The organism is Gelidibacter japonicus (assembly GCF_010725055.1).
Taxonomy (GTDB): domain Bacteria; phylum Bacteroidota; class Bacteroidia; order Flavobacteriales; family Flavobacteriaceae; genus Gelidibacter; species Gelidibacter japonicus.
Genome location: NZ_BJKB01000005.1, coordinates 1 through 21,807 on the forward strand (window position 1 = coordinate 1; position 21,807 = coordinate 21,807).

General features: G+C 34.9%; 13 protein-coding genes. All 13 read right to left on the reverse strand.

Going from position 1 to position 21,807, the window contains the following annotated elements:
* Positions 1–102 precede the first annotated feature (102 nt).
* Complete coding sequence (locus tag G6N06_RS06645; protein WP_163515292.1) at positions 103–1,620, reverse strand: RNA/DNA-binding domain-containing protein; 1,518 nt, start codon at positions 1,618–1,620, stop codon at positions 103–105.
* 4 nt (positions 1,621–1,624) lie between these two features.
* Positions 1,625–3,106 (reverse strand): type I restriction-modification system subunit M, encoded by a 1,482-nt coding sequence (locus tag G6N06_RS06650; RefSeq protein ID WP_163515293.1) that lies wholly within the window; start codon positions 3,104–3,106, stop codon positions 1,625–1,627.
* A gap of 1,284 nt (positions 3,107–4,390) precedes the next feature.
* Positions 4,391–5,587, reverse strand: a complete 1,197-nt coding sequence (locus tag G6N06_RS19850; protein WP_503826523.1) for a transposase — start codon at positions 5,585–5,587, stop codon at positions 4,391–4,393.
* A 348-nt stretch (positions 5,588–5,935) separates the two neighbouring features.
* A complete protein-coding gene (locus G6N06_RS06665) occupies positions 5,936–6,934 on the reverse strand; it encodes a multidrug DMT transporter permease (protein ID WP_163515294.1) in 999 nt (332 codons plus the stop codon).
* A 71-nt stretch (positions 6,935–7,005) separates the two neighbouring features.
* Positions 7,006–7,800: a DUF4595 domain-containing protein gene (locus tag G6N06_RS06670; RefSeq protein ID WP_163515295.1), complete on the reverse strand. Its 795-nt coding sequence runs from the start codon at positions 7,798–7,800 to the stop codon at positions 7,006–7,008.
* Between the two features lie 49 nt (positions 7,801–7,849).
* Positions 7,850–9,406, reverse strand: a complete 1,557-nt coding sequence (locus G6N06_RS06675) for an alpha/beta hydrolase-fold protein (protein WP_163515296.1) — start codon at positions 9,404–9,406, stop codon at positions 7,850–7,852.
* 9 nt (positions 9,407–9,415) lie between these two features.
* Positions 9,416–11,029, reverse strand: a complete 1,614-nt coding sequence (locus tag G6N06_RS06680; RefSeq protein WP_163515297.1) for an alpha/beta hydrolase-fold protein — start codon at positions 11,027–11,029, stop codon at positions 9,416–9,418.
* A 23-nt stretch (positions 11,030–11,052) separates the two neighbouring features.
* A complete protein-coding gene (locus tag G6N06_RS06685) occupies positions 11,053–12,621 on the reverse strand; it encodes an ADP-ribosylglycohydrolase family protein (protein WP_163515298.1) in 1,569 nt (522 codons plus the stop codon).
* Positions 12,622–12,633: 12 nt separating this feature from the next.
* Positions 12,634–14,298 (reverse strand): ADP-ribosylglycohydrolase family protein, encoded by a 1,665-nt coding sequence (locus tag G6N06_RS06690; RefSeq protein ID WP_163515299.1) that lies wholly within the window; start codon positions 14,296–14,298, stop codon positions 12,634–12,636.
* Between the two features lie 2 nt (positions 14,299–14,300).
* The gene (locus tag G6N06_RS06695; protein ID WP_163515300.1) at positions 14,301–16,313 is read right to left on the reverse strand and encodes an ADP-ribosylglycohydrolase family protein; all 2,013 of its coding nucleotides are present in this window, start codon (positions 16,311–16,313) and stop codon (positions 14,301–14,303) included.
* Between the two features lie 2 nt (positions 16,314–16,315).
* Positions 16,316–17,824 (reverse strand): RagB/SusD family nutrient uptake outer membrane protein, encoded by a 1,509-nt coding sequence (locus G6N06_RS06700; protein ID WP_163515301.1) that lies wholly within the window; start codon positions 17,822–17,824, stop codon positions 16,316–16,318.
* A gap of 19 nt (positions 17,825–17,843) precedes the next feature.
* Complete coding sequence (locus G6N06_RS06705; RefSeq protein ID WP_163515302.1) at positions 17,844–20,786, reverse strand: SusC/RagA family TonB-linked outer membrane protein; 2,943 nt, start codon at positions 20,784–20,786, stop codon at positions 17,844–17,846.
* Positions 20,787–20,818: 32 nt separating this feature from the next.
* Positions 20,819–21,730: a ribokinase gene (gene rbsK, locus G6N06_RS06710; RefSeq protein ID WP_163515303.1), complete on the reverse strand. Its 912-nt coding sequence runs from the start codon at positions 21,728–21,730 to the stop codon at positions 20,819–20,821.
* Positions 21,731–21,807: the final 77 nt, after the last annotated feature.

Sequence of the window (21,807 nt, forward strand, 5' to 3'; positions counted from 1 at the left end):
ATAGGTTGGCAGATTCATCTGGCAACAAAGCTATGTTTTCAAGTCCGTTCGGCTGACAAACCTCTATAACCAACTAAATTTCAAATATTTCAAAGAACAATTTTAAGTTTTAATGGGACAGTAATGAGGTTCAATGGTTAATAACAATATTCTAATAAGATAGCTTGTTTTTCTATGAAGTAGCTTGGCACCATTTTGAGTCCAGCTTGGCACCTTTTTAATTTCAGATTCTGTAAACACTTGTTTTTTTGGCCAATCAAGCTGATCTAGCTTGGCACCATTTTGGGCCCAGCTTGACACCAAACGTAGCAAAACGGTTTCCCAATCGGCCTTATTTAAAGCTGTAGGAAGTGGTATTTGCATCAAACTTCTTTTTAAATAATCGCTTATTTCATCTGAGAAATTAAACATCGCAACCAATTCCTTTTGATAATCATGTAAGGTCACATTCACTAAAGGAATTTGAGTAATAAAAATGTCGTTCTCAATAAATACCGGTTTTGCTCCAGGGACATAACTAGTTAAATACTTTTTGATATTTCGCACTCCGGAGCCCAGCTCATCTGTCCAACCAAAAGCTGTAAAAAACTTTCTTATATTAGGGTTTTTGGGATAAGGATTAAATTGGTCCAGGTCCAGTGGGCCATGAAACAAGGCTTTATTTGGATTGGTTACGACCACTTGATCCTTATAAATAATTAATTCAGACGAATGTGCGTTGGTATATTCCCTATGTACAATGACGTTCCCTATCACCTCTCTAAAAATAAGTTCCCTCAAATCTTTACGTTGCCCATCTTCTGTAAAAAACTTTTCATTTAAATGCTTTTTAACAAAGTCTTGCAATTGTAGATAGGTATCAATAAGATTGGTTCTTAGTAGCAATCGATCATCGTATCGATCTGTATTTTCCTTTCTGACTAAAGCATCTACTTTATAAGCAGGAAGCAAATTAGCTATGGTTTCATCTGTTCCAAAAATTAAAGCTGCCGCAAGTGTAAATCCCTGTTCTCCTGTTTTATAATCTGTACGATAAAGTGAGGCAGAAGCAAGCATATCTTTATCGCTCATCTGCAACCAAGGATGCATACTATTGACATTTTTTATAATTGCTCTTGCTTTTTGCAATAGTTTTGGATCTAGATCATCCATTTTTAAAAACGGATAAATAGTGTTTTCCGAAAAGTACTCTCGTTTTTGAAAATAAACTTCTGAAATTTTATTTTGATTTCCTGTAATATCTTGGTCACTATCATCTGACCTAAAATAAATTTTTCCAGCATAAGTATGTAGTTGAGAGGAGACATACACTCTTAAAACAATTAAATTACCTTCTTGAAGACGCACCGTTATTGGTTTAAGATATAAAGGTGGATCAATGCACTCCCTGTTATTTAAATTAGCAGTAATATCTTGAATATACTTAGACAAATTACTTTCATCAATACCATGTATCTTTCCATCATTATCAGCACCCAAAACGATTATGCCTCCGTCCGTGTTACTAAAACTTACCACCGTTTCATACAAAGATCCAGGAACACCAACTTGAGCCAATTTATACTCAATGGTAGTTCCTTCTCTTTTGTTTAGTATATCGTGAAGTTCTTTGGGACTCATTATTTTAAATAAACGTCTTTAAAATAGTTTTAAATTTTTCTTCAGCCTTTTGGCTTTCTGCCCAAGCCGATTTTAAATCGGAAAGCGCTTCTTCTACACTTGGTAAATTATCCTCTATGATTTTTTCAACATATAACGGAATGTTCAGGTTAAAGTCATTTTCTTCAATGTCACTCATGGCAGCTACTTTCACATAGTTTTCAACATTATCATAGTGATTATACCACTCAAATAATTGATGCACGTGCTCTATTTCAAGATAGTTCTGTGCACGGCCTACTCTCACCTGGTCGGAACCATCAATAAACAGGACTTTATCCTTTTTACTTTCTTCTTTGTTCTGTTTAAAAACAAGTACACAAGCGGCTAATTGAGTTCCGTAGAAAATATTAGGGCCTAAACCAATAACGGCCTCCAACAAATCCTCCTCCAATAACTTCTGTCTGATTTTGCCTTCGGCTCCTTTTCTGAATAAGGCACCATGAGGAAGAACAACGGTCATACGGCCGGTACTGTTCATAGATTTAATCATATGTTGCACCCAGGCCATGTCGCCATTTCCCTTTGGTGGCACCCCGGCAATGTTTCGTCCAAAAGGATCATTGGCCCAATTTTCTGCTCCCCATTCCTTTAGAGAAAACGGTGGATTGGCGATTACGCAATCAAAGGTCTTTAAACCATCGGCTGCAAAAAAAGCAGGTTGTCTCAAAGTGTCGCCTCTTGCTATTTGAAAATCTTCAATGCCATGTAAAAACATGTTCATTCTGGCAATAGAACTGGAGGTTAAGTTTTTTTCCTGCCCGAATAATTTAAGTGTTCTATAATCTTCGTTGTTTTCTTTGAGATGATCTACGCACTCCAACAACATACCACCAGTACCACATGCAGGGTCGTAAATGGTTTCGCCCTCATGCGGATCCAAGATTAAACCTAATAAATGGACGACAGAACGCGGCGTATAAAATTCGCCAGCTTTCTTGTTGGTTAAATCAGCAAAGTGTTTAATAAGATATTCATAGGCATTCCCTAAAATATCTGGTTCAACTAATGAATTTGATAAGGTGTATTGAGAAAAGTGTTCTATTAAATCAGTCAATAAACGATCTGATAACTTGTTTTTGTTGCTCCATTGAGCATCGCCAAAAATACCATAGAGAGATTCTTGATTGGCCTGTTCAATTCCGCGAAGTGCTTTTTCAATGGCCAGTCCAACATTGACAGTTGTTTCTCTAACATCTTTCCAAAGACAACCGTCTGGAATTTCAAATCGGTGAAATTCTGGTAAAGAAGCATATTCCACATCACCATCAGATTCTTCTAATGCGAGTTGGTATTCTTCATCGTAAACATCGGATAGCCGCTTGAAGAATAGTAGCGGAAATATATAAACTTTAAAATCGGAAGCATCAACCGGACCTTTAAGAATCCAAGCTGCTTTTGATAAGTATTGTTCGAGTTGAGATAAGGTTAATTTAGTTTTTGTCATTGAAATTGATTGAAAGCCAATAAAAACATAGCATAACACTCACCCTTACAACAAGATGAGTGTTTTACGTTTTTTATAAGTTAGGAAAGGTCAAGATATGAAGATTTTTCAATATTTATCAAGCTTCTTGGATTCCAATCGTGAAATTTTTATGAAAATACGTAGAACTACGTATAGATTCCGCAACTACCCTCATTCAATTCTTATTAGGAGTTAAACTATTAGCGCAAATAATGATGGGTTGAACTAAGTTTTAATAAGTGTTCTTCAGGCATGATATTTATAGAAAAACGCATCAAATTTTCATTAAATATTAACCGTTTTGACACCAAAATTTCATCAAAAATCTTTGTTTATTCCGTACCTATTTACCTACATTAATTAGTTATTTTTAGGAACAAAAGTGAACACGATATGGAATACTATCAACAATAGTGAAGGCTTGAAATTGATTTTATCTCACTAAATTCCTTGTCGTACGAGAAATAGCTTTAGTCAAGTTCATCGGATAGTGGTATTGTTTAGGAATGTCATTTAAGTTACGCTTGATACTTGACTCGTAATGTATAAGACAGGTAAAGCCAAAAAGGTATTGTACCTGGCTCATGACGCCAAAATTCAGCTCGAAGTATGCATAACGGTGATTGATTATCGTGTTACATAAAAGGAAGAGTGTTTTCCCAGAATATATTATTGATGGCCAACAGGCCATTTAATGACAATTCAACGGCATTAATCAACTGTATATATTTATTTTACTTGTAGGAGGGGTGTTCCAAGAGAACATCTATTCCACCATTGCGAAATCCATTCCGATGAAGCGAAATGACTTAAGTTCATTATATCACCCGTGTTGACCATTTTAGGGAGTTTTTACCAGATTAGGATATTTTGCTTAATCTTGTAGTATGATACAAAACGAACAATTATGTTTTAGTAGATAATTAAAAAAACATATATGAACGTAATGCTTGGTAGGCACTTTCAGAAAACAGTTGATTTTTTGAAACAGGTCTTTACAATTTTTGGCTTTATTGAAGTATTATTGGTTAATTGGTTCTTTTTTTATGATAGGATTGGATTTTACTGTTTTTTCCTGACGACAGGACGCACGTTCCCCTTAGTTTTTTTGCCAATTTAAAATCAGGCTGCTTTTTGGTTCAAGTTAGCGTGCATTCGCCTTCCTATTTCCAATGCATTTGCTGTGTGGATCCCGAAGAATATCCAAAGTATTTCAGTTTTCTTGGTTTTGGCCTTGATCTTTTTGAGGTGGTAATGTTCTTTTTACTTGCCAAAACTGCCTTCTAATCTCGAAGCTCTTTCTTTGGTGATTTGTGCCTTTAGCTTCTTTTCGTCCGCATAGCCTTTGGGCAGCTTTCCCTTGCGCTTAAAATCTGTCTTTATCCCATGCCTGGTCACAAACTTTCTGTTTTTATTGGTAGCGTAGATGGCATCAGCACCCAGTACTTTTAGTTTCCTTTTGGTAAGGCTTTGTGTTTTATGGACTGTGGATTGCAGCCTTGTGCCCTCATTGAAGGCATCAAAGCTGATATGTTCTATGAAATTGATCCCATCAACCTGTACTTTATTGACCTTAGCTCCAAACTCAACAGGTTTGACTTCTTTGCCCCTGACAATGGGCCGTATGTAATCTTTCGAGATGCTAACGATGCGATCTTTTATTCTCTCCCCGGCCCTGAAATGTTCTTCTTGCTGTTTGTATATTTTCCTTATGGTTGCCACTCTTCTGTAGTAGCGTACCGTAAAGGTCAGGTCGTGGGATTTTCGCAATTGATCCTCAAAACCTATAAACTTCTTTAGCAATTTGAGCAGCGCTCTTGTCAAGTTTACCCGTTTTTTATTGGTCTTGCGGCGCATCTTGCTAAAGCTTTGGTAACGACGTTTCCACTTTGGGTACTTACTGCGGACCATCCTAGTCCCTAAAATACGGCAGGTCTTACGTAGCTGATTGTACAACCAGCTCGTTGCCTCCCATAACAGTTTCTGTACAGTGGGATAACGCAGTTCACTCTCATAGCAAGTGGCATCTGTGGTGGCTTGATTGGCACTGGCGATAAAGTCGGACCAGTGCCCGTAGAATATTTTTTCTGTGGAATCTATATCAAGGTGGTCTGCCAGCTCACATCTTATTTGACTGACGATCTTGTAATTATCAAGACGCTTGTCGCCCAAGGCAATATCACAAAAGAATTGATATTCCAAATTGCCATTTAGCTGTTCTACCAGCTTTCTATCGGAACAGCAGGCATAATGTTTTAAGAACATTAATCCCAAACGACCTTTGGGACTAAAGAGCATGTCGCGTCCATGTCTTTCTTCGGTAAGGTTGAAATGGGAAACTAAATTGTCCCAGGGAATGGCCTGGTGTATTTTTCCCAGGTCGCTTTCTATAAATCGCGAGTAAAAATTGCCATAATCCTCGCTCAGGGGAAAAAAGAGAAAAACGACCTTGCAGGTCAGAAATTCTTTGTACTTTCATGATAGATTATTTTTGGAAACCCCGTTTTTTGACATTATAGGTCATTTTCGGGGTTTTTGTTACTATAAATATACAATAAAACCCGTGTAAATACAAGGGTTTTAAGGCTTTCTGAAAGTGCCTTGGTACTTTGATACCCAAAACACTACCTTAATTGCATCGAAACAACAAATACACTATCCTAAATGAAATATTCCAATAATAAACCTATATGATAAATTGTATTTATATACTATTATTATAGACAACACCTCCCTCTACTCCATACATTCTATCCCTATTAACTTAGAGCTAAAAGACAAATTTCACGTTAAAACGGTTCATTTTAATTAAACATTTTTTGCCATTATAATTAGTGTAATGCCAACAATAAACAACAAAAACATCAGCGCTATTAATTTATTTGTTCCTTTGGGTGCATCTTTAAATTCTTTCCATATAAAAATTCCCCAAATGGCGGCAACCATTGTTGCCCCTTGTCCTAAACCATATGAAATTGCAAATCCAGCTTCTCCAGCCGCTATCATATTAAATATAAAGCCTATACACCATATAGCACCTCCCAAAATTCCAATAAAATGAAGTCTAGGCGTTCCTATATTGAAATAATCTTTATATGTTACTTTACTACCACTTATGGGTTTATACATAAAGTAAGTATTGAATAAAAAGTTAGAAATAAATATTCCTATTGAAAATACAAACACCGCAGTATATGGGGTCAATAAACCTTCTGTAGGATTTGCGAAATCTGAAGACATCGATGCTGCTACAAATCTATAAAAGAAACCCATTAAGACCCCAGCCGCTAAGGAAATCGCTATTCCTTTTGTTGTCGCCGCTCCTTTTGAAATACGCTTATATGCTAATGCATCCACAATTATTGCCAAAGCCACCAAACCTACTCCAGTAAACAACAAGATTGGATCTCCCACAGGTATAGCTACGTAATTCACTACCACACCCAACACTAATGCAATCCCTATTCCAATTGGAAATGCAATTGCCATACCGGCGATATCTATAGCCGCAACTAATAATAAATTGGCCATATTAAAAACAATACCTCCCAATAATGCATAAAAAATTGCATTCATAGATGCATCACTTAAATTTGGTATAAATGCTTGCCCACTATCACCACTACTTCCCATAGTTAAACCAAAAACAAGAGATATTAGAATCACTCCCAATGTATAATCCCAATAAAAAAGCGGAAAACCCCACTTTTTGGAAGCTAACTTTTGTGTATTGGCCCAAGAGCCCCAACACAACATTGTAATTACGCATAAGAAAACGGCTAAAGAATAATTGTCTATTACAAACATGATTTATTTTTTTGGGTTATTAATATGTTATATTATCTTAATTATTATGTATGGTGCTAACTTAATTCAAACTAATCTTCATAGTAGGTATATGACCATGATTCAGAAAAATTTCCTCCACTGCCTGTGCCATTTTTTGTTTGCGTTGCTACTCGGTTTTCATCGTCAAATGTATATTCATAGCTTGCTCCATAATTGGAATCTGGATCCGATGCCAACTTTCTAACATAGTTTTTCACCAATTTTTTACTTTGTTTACCATATAATCCACTGATAACTTTCCACTCTGAATCCACAGCATAAATCTGGTGAATCGAACTTGAATTATCACCAATTGTGTAATCAAAAACCCTATCTTCTCTTATGGTTGTACCGTCGTCTTCATACCTAATTCTATTGGTAATATTATTTTTAGTAATCTTATTTTCATATTTTAAATGATCTTCCCCATCGTAATGCTCAATGATTTTTATTAAAAAACCTTCACTATTATATTCAAAACCTGCGTATTCAGTCCCTTCGTCATTCCATAATTCTCTGCTAATACGACCCTTATCATCAAGTTTGTAATAAGTACTATTGTTCCCTTTAGTAATTACTAAATTCTCTGCTGAATAATCAAACGTAATTATTTCTGGTTCTCCACCCTCCCATGAATTTGCAATTGTTGTTACTCTACCCTCTGAGTCATAAGTGTAAACCCAGCTTTCCGAACCCCAGTCAGCGTCAAAACTTATAGACTTAATTTTCGAATCTGGTACTATAGGATACTCTGCAGTACCTTCTATTTCCGTTGTACAAGAAGACACTAAAAATAATGTCAAGCAAATAGAAATTGCGTTTAAAAATTTAATTGAGTTTTTCATAATTTATAAGTTTTAATAATTAATAATAGCTTGTTGTTCATAGGGTACTTTAATAATGAATCTTTTTTTGACTAAAATCTAAAGCGGTTGGAAGCTCATTCAAAAACCAATCGATATCCCCGAAGCCTTCACTTACTCTATATTCATGATATATTTCCTTCTCTTTTAATATGATGTGAGTTAAACCGTTTGATTTATAATTAAAGCTTTTATCGGTTGTAGATATGAAAAACCAATTAGATTTTAAGGATTTAATTTTAGGCGCGCTTAGTGCATTGAAAATTCGGATATCAATAGGGGCATCATAAACAGCACATGAGGTAAATCCTGCTGTCCTAACAGCATAGTCCAAAGCTTTTGCCCCACCCTCTTTATAACCTATTAAAGACTGAAAACGACGACCTTCACGAATTCGATAATTTTTCTTAACATTGGATATAATAGAATCCAGAGACAACTTAGCATCTACCAAATCAATAAAAACAGAAATACTCAGTGGAAACTTGTTTTCTTTAGTTTTATCTATTACTGTTTTAGATATGATTTCCTTGGTTGAAGCATCAAATTGACCTATAAAATAAACAGCTGGGTAATAACGAAAAGAACTCTCATAACCATCTGGCAACAATATGTCAAATTCATTATTTCGTATCAAATTTGAACTTAGTATATTGACCGTAGAATCTTCAAAGATGTTATTTTTCTCATCTCCCCGATATGGTTTTTGATTGAATGCATCATCTATAAAATTAAGCCCATTTATTAGTGAGCCTCTCCAATAATCAAAAGAATGTCCACCATTTCTTACTCTGAATTCATGATCAATATTCAACTCTCTTAGTAGGATATGTAATTCTTCATTACTTTTGCTTAGGGTTTGCTCATCATCCCCATTGTCAATGAAAATTTTTAATTTTTTAAATTGATTTAAATTATCTTTGCTTAACAAATGAAAAGGAGAATTATCTTTATAATATTGAGTAATTCTTGCTTGACCATATAAACCTACACCGCCAAAAAGTCTTCCCCATTGCTCATCCCATTCGTTTGGGTCTTCTGTCATATATTGATCATCTGTCCGGATTGAGATACTCAAGGGCACACAAACTGAGAATATTTCAGGATGTTTTAACGGGAGAATTAAAGCACCAAAACCACCCATAGAAACCCCGATTGTTGCTCTACTCCTATTATCGGGTATGGTCCTATAATTGGCGTCAATATATGGAACAAGTTCCTTCACAAACATGTCTTGATAAAGAAATTTACCGTAAAAATCATTTACATAATATGTTCGGTAACCTTCCGGCATTACGTAAATCATTGGTTGGATCTCTTCATTCTGTACCTTTTTCTCTATAAACTGGCTCAATCTACCGTACTCTAACCAAGAGTAATGACTATCTCCTAATCCGTGAAGAAGATATACTACGGGATAACTTTTATTGCTTTCATAATAATCTTTAGGAAGAATTATGGAATACTTAACAGACTGACTAAGAATTTCACTATCAATTGATTTTCCTTCATAAGTAAATACCATATCCTGAGTCAAACCTTTGTGAGATTGAAATAGAAAAAACAAAATTATTAGGAGATTCCTCATGAAGTTTGATTATAATTTTTTATTAATAACAGAAAGTGAGTTACTTAAACCGTTTAGAAATGATTGATATCCATCAATCCCTTGTCTTACTCTATATTCATACTCAATGTTTTGCTCCCTTATCGACAAATAGATATTATGGTAGCCCTTATATTGATCACTCTTGTCAACAATATCAAGATAGTAGAAAACGTTAACAGTTGGCACCACATTCTTGCCTGTTAACTTAGCACCAAACAAAAAACATGAATTAAAAAAAGAAGGTTCAACATTTACAAATTGAGCCGCCATAAGTCCTCCTTTCGAATTTCCTATGATTACCCTATTTTCTTTGTTTGGTAGTGTTCTATAATTAGTGTCCATATAGCTAATTATTTCATCTATTTTATTCGGGTTGAGATCTTTAGTTAAAAGGATATCCACAATGATTGAAGATGGAATTATTTTGTCATTCATTGCATTATTAAGTATGGACAAGGTGCTTAATTGATCTTCAGAGGATTGATCATCAATGTCATGAATCAAATACAAAACAGGAAACTGAGAAGTATTGGAAACATCGTACTCTTTGTTCTTTAATACTTTTAAGGTAACGCCAGAAACCGTTTGAATTTCATAGTCGGTTTTTTTAATCGTCTTCCCTATTACCACGGGCTCAGGCTCATCATTATATTCTATTTCTTGAAATGCATTGCTAATAAATTTTAGAGCCTCAGGATAAGATTCTTTCCAATAATCAAACGAATGACCTCCATTTCTCACTCTATATTCATGCGAAATATTCAAATCTTTTAATAAAGTGTGCAACTTATCGTTCGTAACAGAAAGAGACACCTCGTCATCTCCGCAATCAATCAGTAATTTTAAATTAGAAAAATTACTTGTAGCTTGATCTTTAAAAAAATGAAAAGGACTGTATTGTTTAAAATGATCTGTGATTCTATTTTGTCCGTTCGCTCCAATTCCACCAAAAATGGGACTCCATTGATAATCATAAACCCCTTGAGGCTCTTCAATATATTGACCGTCTGTTCTAAATGACATACTTAAAGGAACCCCAATTGAAAACACACGCGGGTTTAGGGCCGGTAGAATTAATGCTCCATACCCCCCCATAGAATACCCCATTACTGCTCTGCTTTTACTATCACGTTTCGTCCTATATATTTTATCTATTTCTGGCACCATTTCTGTTGTAAGCATATTCATAAAAGGATATCTTCCATCATACCGATTAACATAATATGTATTGTATGCCCTTGGGATAACAAAGATCATTGAGGTAATCTCATCTTTGAATCGGTCAGAATAATATTGTATCATACCATCATAATACCAAGCTTTTTCATCATTCCCGTAGCCATGTAATAAATATACTACAGGATAATCATCCTTCGATTTATCATATCCATCAGGTAATAAAACAGCGTATTGGAAATCCTCTCCTAACGCATTACTATAAAATTTCTGATTAGTAATAAGTCTTGAGAACGGTATTTCATCATCCTTAGGGAATGGGTTCTGTTCAGAAACAAAATCGTTGGTACAGCTAACCAAGAGTATGGGTAGTGCAAAGAACCACAACGATTTATAAAAACCATTTATTAGATTAAGGACGAACATCGTAATTCGGATTTAATATCTTATTAAATACTTGGAGTGTCAGCGTAGATCACAATTGATTTCATATAAATACTGAAATCAGCGTTTTTATTTACCCATTTAATTCCTACGTGATGGTCCTTATTATCTAATAAATACTTATGAAAAATATCATATTTTCGGACGATATAATCATAGGGCATCTTTACTTGCTCTACTTTTTCGCCGTCAATATAAACATCCAAAAGTGCGACATAATCACTTGATGGTACACTACAAATACTGTTTACATTTCCTAAAACCACAATACCATTCCCAGTGAAATCTATATTAATATCTTCGGTTGTATAATGTTCTCTTAGATAACGTTCTTCAGAAGGATAAAGCCCAGTGAAGGACTCTTCAAATCTAACCGTTTCTGGTTTTTGTATTTTTATTTTTATTGTTTCCCCGTCAATTTCCCCTCCATTTTGCTCAATCAACTGCAGACTATGTTTATAGGTTAAAGCGTAAACATCATTTAAAGTTATATCCATATATGGAAAGTTTATGTCCTCCACTTCCTCTAATGCTGGCTTCCAATAATCTGGTATAGCATCGTAACCAAACATTACACCTAAAATCCCAGCAGCTGTTGCTGGGTTACAATCTGAATCCTGTCCACATCTAGTCGCGATATCCATTGTCTTAAAAAAATCTTTTTCGCCATATAACAACCCGACAACAACATATGCTGCATTTAACCTTGCGTCTATATTGAACGAATTAAAGACCCCCTCTGGACATCCTTTCTCCGATGTATGTTTTTTTTCTATTTCAAACCAAGTTTGTTTCCAATCATCAGGATATTGTTTGTGCCATTGAATAACATCTGCTATAGTTTTATAAAAAAGACTTTCTTTTGGTATTGTACTTAACGCCTCTGCAATTACGTAATCAAGATCATCATTCACATAAGCCAGTGTGTACATAGCAGAAACAAAAACACCACCATACCAACCATCTCCATAGTTCATAATATGACCAATTTCATCACAATATTTGGATGCGGTATTAGTCATGCCAGGCGCCATCATACCAGCAAAATCAGCCTCAATTTGAAAATCGATATCATCGGCATGTGGATTGTTCATCCAATGACCAGAGGCAGGAGGCATTATTCCATTTAATATATTATACCGTGCCGCTTGGTTAGCATGCCATAATTTATAGTCTTCGTTCGCAAATTCTATAGCAAATGAATCTATCGGTGCATTTAACCCCACCTTTTCTAAAATATTGACAAAAGTAAGGTCGAGATATACATCGTCATATAGTCCCGGGTCTGCTTCAAAAGTTTCCTTTATGTAATGGTCATGCCAGATTATTTTTTGATAGTCCTGTATCATAGTCCCCTTAAAGCGAAATTCTGTTGGACCACCAAACGTTACCCCAATAGTCTGTCCAGCCCAACCTCCTCTTATTTTATCTTTCAATTCTTTTTTTGAAAAGATTTTAAATGTCTCAATAGGAATGGTATTATTTGCTGTTTGAGAATTTAGTTTAGCACAACTATATATCAAAACGCCGAAAATAAAGGAGAGAAAAAAATATTTTAAAAATCTAAATTTCATAATATTATTGGTTTATATGGGCAAATTGCTCACTGGTTTATTTTTTGAGAATACAATTAAATCATTAATTCTGTATTCATACTCAGATTTATGGTTTATCCACTTTAATCTCAAAGTATGTTTTCCTTCTGGAAGATTATATTTCCACGCGGGCTCCAATCTTCGTGCTGAATTCATCATTGGTAATTTTACAGTTTCTTCAAGTTCACCATCTATATAAACTTCCATTATTGCAACATAAGGATCATCGGGCTCTGCCAATCCAAATGACTCAGAACCATAAGTTCGTTTGGAAACTCTATCTACATATTCCACGTCAACTTTAGACCGTTTTACCATATTACCATAAAGCAGAAATCCATTACCCGTAAATTCAAAATTTATCTCATCTGTAAAAGACTCATCTATTTTATTTCTCTCTATCGGATGAGTATTTTCAAAATTCTGTTCAAAGGCTACAGCAATTGGTTCCATTAAAGGAATTGTCAATTGGTTTTGTTCTACTGTACCTCCTTCACCCTCTATAATTTGCAATGCATGCTTCATACTCAAGTCATAGGCTTTACTTAAGGACATATCTGTGTTCTCAAAATTATCATTTTCAATTTCCTGAAGCGGTTTCAACCAAAAATCTGGAATATCATTATAACCTACCATCACTCCTAAAACACCACCAACTGTTGCAGGGTTACAATCAGCATCTTGCCCACAACGAGTAGCAATATCTATCGACTTAGAAAAATCCGCATCACCATACAACAAACCAATGGTTACATATGCGGAATTTATTTTTGCATCTATATTGAAACCTAAGAAAATACCTTTTGGACAACCAACAGGTTTGTTCCATTTTTTTTGTAGCTCAAACCAAGTTTGTTTCCAATCATTTGGATATTCTTTTTTCCATTTTATAACATCATCTATGCACTCGCGAAACTTAGTCCCCTCAGGAATAGTTTTAATGGCATTTTCTACAATCATTGTTGGATCATTAAAAATAAAAGCAGATGAATATAATGCCGACACATAGACACCGCCATACCACCCATCACCACTATTCATTACATGACCGACTCGATCCGCAATTTCTGTGGCCTTATTAATCATTCCAGGGGCCATTAAACCAATAAAATCGGCTTCGATTTGAAAATCAAGGTCATCTGCATGTGGATTATTTTTCCAATTGCCGGATTCTGGTGGCAAAATCCCATTTAAAATATTGTAACGTGAAGCTTGATTTGCATGGGCTAAATGGTACGCAGTATTTGACCAATGTTCTGCGATGGATTTAGAACTCGCATTCATCCCATATTTTTCAAATGCACTTACAAAATTTAAATCTGTATAGATGTCATCAAAAAGTCCTGGTTTTTTATCCCACCAATATTTTACATAATGATCATTCCATGGTATGTTTTGATACTCATCGATTAGGGAGCCATTATATTTAAACTCCACAGGAGCTCCATAAACAACCCCTATAGTTTGTCCTGCCCATCCTCCTTTAATTTTATTTTGTAAATCCTCTTTTGAAATTACTAGTGATTCTTTTTGAATTGGCGAATTTGAATTAATATTACTGTCTGATGTTTTCGGTGTTTTATCACTACACGATAGAACTCCAAATACTAAGACAACAATTAATCCTTTTAAAAAACTCTGATTTTTTAAATTCATATCTAATTTTGTTTTTGGGAATTATGAACACTTAGTTCGCTTATTGATGTGAAACTCGATACATTTTTAGTGTATTTATGCCAATGATCTTGGACAGCAGCATCTCCGATAATTCGGATTGCATTAGTCGACACAGGTTGAAAAGTCAGAATATAATCTGCAAAATGAGGTTGAAAAAAAACAACATCGGTTTTTGGTAAATTTGGTTCTATACTTTGATTTTCAACCGCGACCCATTTACCCTCATTGTTTTTGTACTGGACATTTAAAGATGTAAACCACCCTCCAAACTCTTCCATTCCTCCTGTGGAAAAGACCATCATATCAATAGTTTGAGGCTTATTCCATTCATAACCATAGTAATCAACTTTAGGTATTTTTGCTTTAGCGGCAATACTATAAAAAACCGAATTAGGACCATTGAAAATACCGTCATTAATTATAGTTGGTGATTTAGAATAAATAGAATTGCCAAAAGTTGTCCAACAAGAATCTAAAACTGAATCATTCAAAATATTAACATTGGTGATTATGGAATCAGCATTCAAAGCAAGATTTTCGTTCTTTACCAATAAATCAAATGTTTTTGATAAAAAGGTTTTATCATTGTCAAGTTGTAATTTAATAGGAAACACTCCAAATGATTTTGGAACACCTTGGAGCCTTCCCTTATCGAAAGTAGTACCTGGAGGAAGATCCCCTCCAATCAATGACCAATTATAATCCTTATTTGCATTACTATAGAATGTAAAATCTACAGGTTGATTAATTTCCATTTTCACAGGGGGACCTAGATAAAATTCTATAGGAGCTTCAAATTGCGCACTGATATTTATATCAACAGTTTTAATATTATTCATTACATATACTCTACCTCCTTTTTCTTCAATAAGCTTTATAGCTATAGCTAAGGTTCTGTCTATTAAATCATCGATACTAGCGTCTGGCAATTCATGGCGAGTAATATTTATATAAGTATCGTTAAATGCTTTAGTCCACCCCTCTATTGGTAAGTACAAGTCTTTAGGCAATGATTTAAATCCGGAAGTAACGCCTAACAAACCTGCCAAGGTTGCTGCTTGATTATCCGCATCAAACCCCATTGCACAAGATAAATCCAAAGTATTTTGAAAATCTCCTTCTCCATAGAGCATTGCTAAAATTCCGCAGGCTCCATTTAAATTAGCATTCCAAATTGTTTTGGTTAGATTAGGTTCATTGATATAATACTTTTGAGCCATTTCTTTCCATGCATCTTGCCACTTTGGATGTTTCTTGTGAAGTGCAATCATATCGCGAACAGTTTGTGCGTATCTACCGTCGTTGGGTAATGCACTTAAACCAATTTCAATTAATTTATTAATGTCTTTTTCAAAAAAAGCTGCTGCATACATAGCACCATAATGTATAGTAGGTTCTGTACCCCAATCATCACTAGTAACACGAGCAGCCCAATCAGATTTTTGAGCGGCATAATCAACCATTCCTGGAGCTGTATAAGCCCATATTTCATTTATTAGTTGAGGGTCAATTTGAAACCAATGTGGGTTAATTTCTTTCTTACCCGTAAAAGGAGGGGTATAACCATAATGCATCAACCCGAGCGTTGCGCGATTCGCCAACCAAACACGATCTCTGATATGAAACATCCATGCCTCTCTCATTTGCTCATAGGTTGGTTCCACACCATATTTCTCCATAGTCAATAGATACATATACTCAACATCTGTATCGTCATCAGAAAATGCACCATTATATTGTCTAAGCTTATCAATGTTTTTCATATAGCCATAGGGCCAATTTTCCTCTCCAGGGGCATCTATATATTTATTCTCATGTGGTAAACCATATATATTGCCGATCATCTGACCTATCCACGCTCCAGCTATTTTATCTCTTAGCTCATTAACAGTTATAGTTTTATATTTTTTTAACTGAGGTTCAATTTTCTTAATACTATCGGCATTAATAAATAGTAGAGAGGAAATAAGACATATTAACAATTCCTTCTTCATTATTAATCAGGATTTTGAGTTAAATTAGGATTCGTATTTAAAGCTGTTTGAGGAATTGGAAAAAGCTTTTTGTTTGGTCCCGATGCTGGTTTTTCCCACCAAGAATTTCCATATACACCGAAACGAATTAAATCTTGTCTTCTTCTTCCTTCCCAAGCAAACTCTCTACCGAATTCATCTAATAACTCAGAATCTGATAAATCACCTACAGTATAGGGAGTTAGCCCCGCTCTAGTTCGTATCTTCTGCAAATCAGAATTATCAATAAATTCGCCGGCTCTTCCTAACCTATATAAAGCTTCTAATTTCATATAAAGTACATCTGCATATCTAAACAGAACGAAGTCATTTTCCATATCGGCTCCGTAATTTATATTTTTTTGATATTCATATTTAGCTATTCTAGCACCTTCCCATTTAGTACGAGAATTATAATTTGCAATTGTAGGTGAGTAAATAAAAGGCTCCCCATTCTCAACAATAGGGTTTCCATTACTATCATACTGTTGTCCGAATAAAAATGAATTGCGTCTAATGTCATTTTCAGAAAATTTAGTAAAAAAGTCTGGTTGAACCACAAAACCATCCCATGGATCGGCAATCATATCGAAAGAAGCTTTACTTGATGAATTTAGTGTTAAATAACCCCAGTAAAAACCGTCTCCTGTAAGACTAGGATGAAATGGAATGACAAAAATATTCTCAAAAGAATTTTCATTATGAACTAAAAAATTAGAAAAATAATTATCCTCAATAGCATAGGCCCCAATTTCAATCACTGCATCACAAGCTGACACAGCTTCCGAATATTTATCTTCACCAATCCATTCTTTCGCATTTAGATACATTTTTGCCAGTAGTGTATAAGCCATTCCTTGGGTTACTCTACCATAATATTCTGGAGTAGGAAGCTCTTGAAGTGCACCTATATTATCATTAATCTCTTTCACAATAAAATCAAAAATAAATTTACGATTTTGTTGTTGAGGAGGTCCTGGTTCAGAAAAGTCAATTGAAAAAGGGATGTTTCCCCAATAATCTAACGCCCAATAATAATAATAAGCTCTTAAGATTTTAATTTCGCCTTCTACTCTTAATTTACTCTCAAATTCCATAGGACCAATTACAGAAAGTATTTCATTGCAGGCACTAATCCCTTCAAAAACCATATTCCATGATTTAGTAAGAATTTTGTTGTTAGCAGTTGAACTATTCAATGTGTGTTTTTGAATTACTTGCCACCGGCCTTGCTCATACCAATCACCATTATCTTTACCAGGTATGACCATTTCGTCAGATGCATTCTGCCCAAGTGACCATAAAAACTGTTCTCCAGGATAATCTTGCAATTTGGTGTATGCTCGCCCTGTGTAGGCTAATAAATCTTTTTCACTATTGAAAAACTGACCTGCTTCTATTTCTGAATATACTGTTTCAGACAAATCAGTACATGAAAATACTGAACAAACTATTAGTAATAAGCTTACGATTTTTAAAGAATATGATTTCATAATAGTTTTATTTTAATAATTAAAATTTCGCATTTAATCCAAAAGATATCGAAGTTGTTCGCGGATAATAAGACAGCGCATCTATTCCTGGTTCTATCCCTCCTAAATTCACCTCTGGGTCTATGCCCTTATATTTTGTTATTGTAAAAACATTTTGTGCTGATGCAAATACGCTTAAGCTGGAAATTACTTTAGAATCAATTTTAAAATTGTGGTTTAAAGTAATATTATCCAATTTTAAAAAAGTCGCGTCTTCGATATATTTTGATGAATAAGTAATATTTCCAATAAACTCTGGATTTTCGTATTGTGAATGCACAACATTTTTAAGTCCTATAACATTCCATGATTCGTAATAAAGCCTATATGAATTTAAAACGTCTCCACCAATACCTGCGCGCATTGCAAAACTTAAATCCCAGTTTTTGTAACTCATAGAGTTACTCCATCCAATAATTGCATCTGGATTAGCATTTCCAATCTTTTCCCAATCACTTTTATCTACTTCTCCTAAAGGATTTTGATTTTTAAATACATCAACACCATCTTCACTTACCCCTAACCACACTGGACCATAAAAAGACCCAAGTTCTTGACCCTCTTGAATTCGCTGTGTATTCACAGTAACTGCTCCTCCCACGAAACCGCGTTCATAAGATGTTTGTGTAAATTCAGCATTTGATATTTTATCCAAGATATTTTTATTATGACTTGCGGTAAGCGTCATAGCCCACTTAAAATCAGAATTGTTAATGATTAATCCATTTAAAGTTACCTCAACACCAGAATTACTAATTGTCCCCACGTTTGTGAACAACTCATTGAATAAATAAGGTGGCACGGGCACTTCAAAGTTCCATAGGAGATCCTCTGTTTTACGCTTATAAAATTCTATACTTCCTCCAAATCTTTGATTAAAAAGAGAAAAATCAACACCTAAGTTATACTCCTTCTTTTTTTCCCACCTCAAATCAGGATTTGGGTTTTGTCCCGGGCCATATGAATTGATCCATTTTTGATTGTAATACAAACTCCCTACTCTTTTCAATAAGATAAGGGACTGATAAGATCCAAAGTCCTGATTACCAGTGACACCATAACCCAGACGTATCTTTAGATTATCCAACCATTCAACATCTTTCAAAAATTGCTCTTCATTTAACCTCCAACCTACGCTAACAGCTGGAAATAAACCCCATTTATTGTTATCTCCAAATTTTGAAGATCCTTCGCGTCTCAGAGACGCGGACAATAAATATTTTTCTTGATAATTATACATAACTCTACCAAAAAATGAAATCAATCGACTCATTCCCTTATATGATCCTAAACTCGCATTACCCTTAGATAATCCTAAGCCCGCACCAATGTTATTGTATAAAAATGAATCTGAATCAAATTCCGAATTGCTCATTGAAGAACTATTATATTCACTTTCCTGAAAGGAATAACCTGCAATAACCCCTAAAGTATGATCACCAAAGTTTTCATGAAAATCTAAAACACTTTCAAGTTGTGTATCTCGATTTCTTCCGTTTGAAATTTCTGCTTTGCCTCCTGACCCAAGTGAATTAGGATAAAAATTAGTTCTATAAGAACTGTCTTCCCATTCAGATTTTTGTTCTGATACAAAATTATCCCAAGTCAAATAGTCTGTGATCTTTGTTGTTATTCTTAAATTTGTTAATAGTTCATTGGTTTTACCGTCTCTAATTCTTTCATTGAGCAAAGCCACTGGATTGTAGTACTCTATACCCGAAACAAAAGAATAGCCCCCTGTTTCAGGGTTGGAATCATCATAGACGGGTTGAGTTGGATTCTGTATGAATGCCTGTCTGAAAACATCATAACTTGCAGGCTTGTAATTTCTACTACTACTAGTTAAATTGAAATCCAACTTAATGATATCATTAAATAAGCTCTGAACAATATTTGTCTTTACCAATAATCTGTTGGATTCATTTTGTTTCAACAAACCTTCATTTTTATCGTGGGTAAATGATGTTCGGTGTGACAAAACCTCATCTCCTCCTGAGAAAGATAGTGTGTTTTGAAAACTAATTGGACTTGACCTAGTAATTTCTTTAAACCAGTCTGTCTTACTCCCATAGAGACTACCGGTTTTTGATGGCTGATAGGTGTTAATAGCATCCACAAATTCATCAGCTGTGAGGTTTCTGACACTTTTGGGAGCAACTTGAGTTGATATCCGGGATGAATATTCAAAAGTCATTTTACCACTCTTCGCTCGTTTAGTTGTGATGATAATCACTCCATTTGTTCCTCTTGTCCCATATATTGCAGCTGCAGAACCATCTTTTAGAACATCAAAAGATTCAACATCTTGAAAATTTATATTCTTTAAATCAGCTCCTATTACTCCATCAATTATTATCAATGGCTCCTGCCCAGAAGTTAAGGTGTTTGCACCTCTCAGTAAAATTTGATAACCCGACATGGGATCTGCCCCATTTGGCGCAGTAATAGACAACCCTGCAACTTTTCCTTGAATTAGCCCCATGGGATCACTATAAGCTCCTTTATTAAATTCATCAGATTTGATTGAAGTAACCGCACCAGTATTTTCCTTTTTTGTAGACTTTCCATAACCAATTAAAAGGACCTCATCTAAACCCTCAATAGATTCCTGAAGAACAACATTGACAATCGAGTTCGTTGCATTAACTTCTATCTCCTGAGTATTATATCCAACGTAAGAAAAAACTATAATTGCGATTGAAGGGGCTATTATTTGATAATTTCCATCAAAATCTGTAAGAGCGCCGGTTTGTGAGTTTTTAACATAAACATTGACACCGGCAAGAGGCATTCCTTCCTCATTTGTCACCTGTCCAGTAATATTTATATTTTGCGCAAAAAGGGTACTAGTTGTAAAAATAAATATTAGAAGGAATGTCACTATTCTAAAGTCCTTTAATTTAAAGATAAGATGTGTTGCCATATTCTTTGGTTTTTATTAGTTAGTTTAAATTATTAGTTATCCGTTAGTTCTTTTTTATATGGAATTGAGGATTGAGCACCCATTTTTTGCACACATAGTCCAGATGCCTTTACGGCTAACTTTACAGACTCCACAATTGACTTCCCCTCCGAGAGGCCTACACACAAAGTTCCATTAAAGCAATCACCGGCTGCAGTAGTATCAACAGCAGTAATTTTCCTTGCAGCTATTTCGAAATACTTATCTCCTTCTTTTACAAACGCTCCAAGCGCCCCCATTGTAATTACCACATTAGACACGCCTTTACCACTAATAACATCGGCAGCCTCCTTTGCTTTTTCATAATCCTTGACTTTTATTCCTGACAGTATTTCAGCCTCACTTTCATTAGGTGTAATAAGAAAAAGACCTTTTAATAATTTTTCAGGCAAACTTCTTGCTGGAGCTGGATTCAGAATCACGGGTATATTTTTTTCAAAGGCCAATTCAGACACATATTCTACAGTTTCAATAGGTATCTCCAATTGCATTAAAATCAAATCAGCAATACCAATTTGAGTCTTAAACTTCTCAATATCCTTTGGCATTAAATTGGCATTAGATCCAGATGCTACAGAAATACAATTTTCACCCTCAGAATTAACCATAATAAGCGCTACTCCAGAGGGATTTTTAGAATCAGACAATATTAAATCAATGTTTATTCCTTCCGAATTGTATAACTCCAGAGATTGCCTACCGAACACATCGTTTCCGGTTTTGGCAATAAATGTAACATTACCTCCTTGACGAGCGGCAGCAACCGCCTGATTAGCCCCTTTTCCCCCCGGATTCATCAAAAATGTACCTCCAATAACCGTTTCCCCTGGCGTTGGCAATCGGTCACTTTTAATAACCATATCTGTGTTGCAACTACCTATAACAAATATTTTCTTCTTATTCATAAATTATTTTATTATCACAATGAATGTATTGTTTAATTTAAAACTGAAATGACAAATTTTTTATAAAAAACACAAGG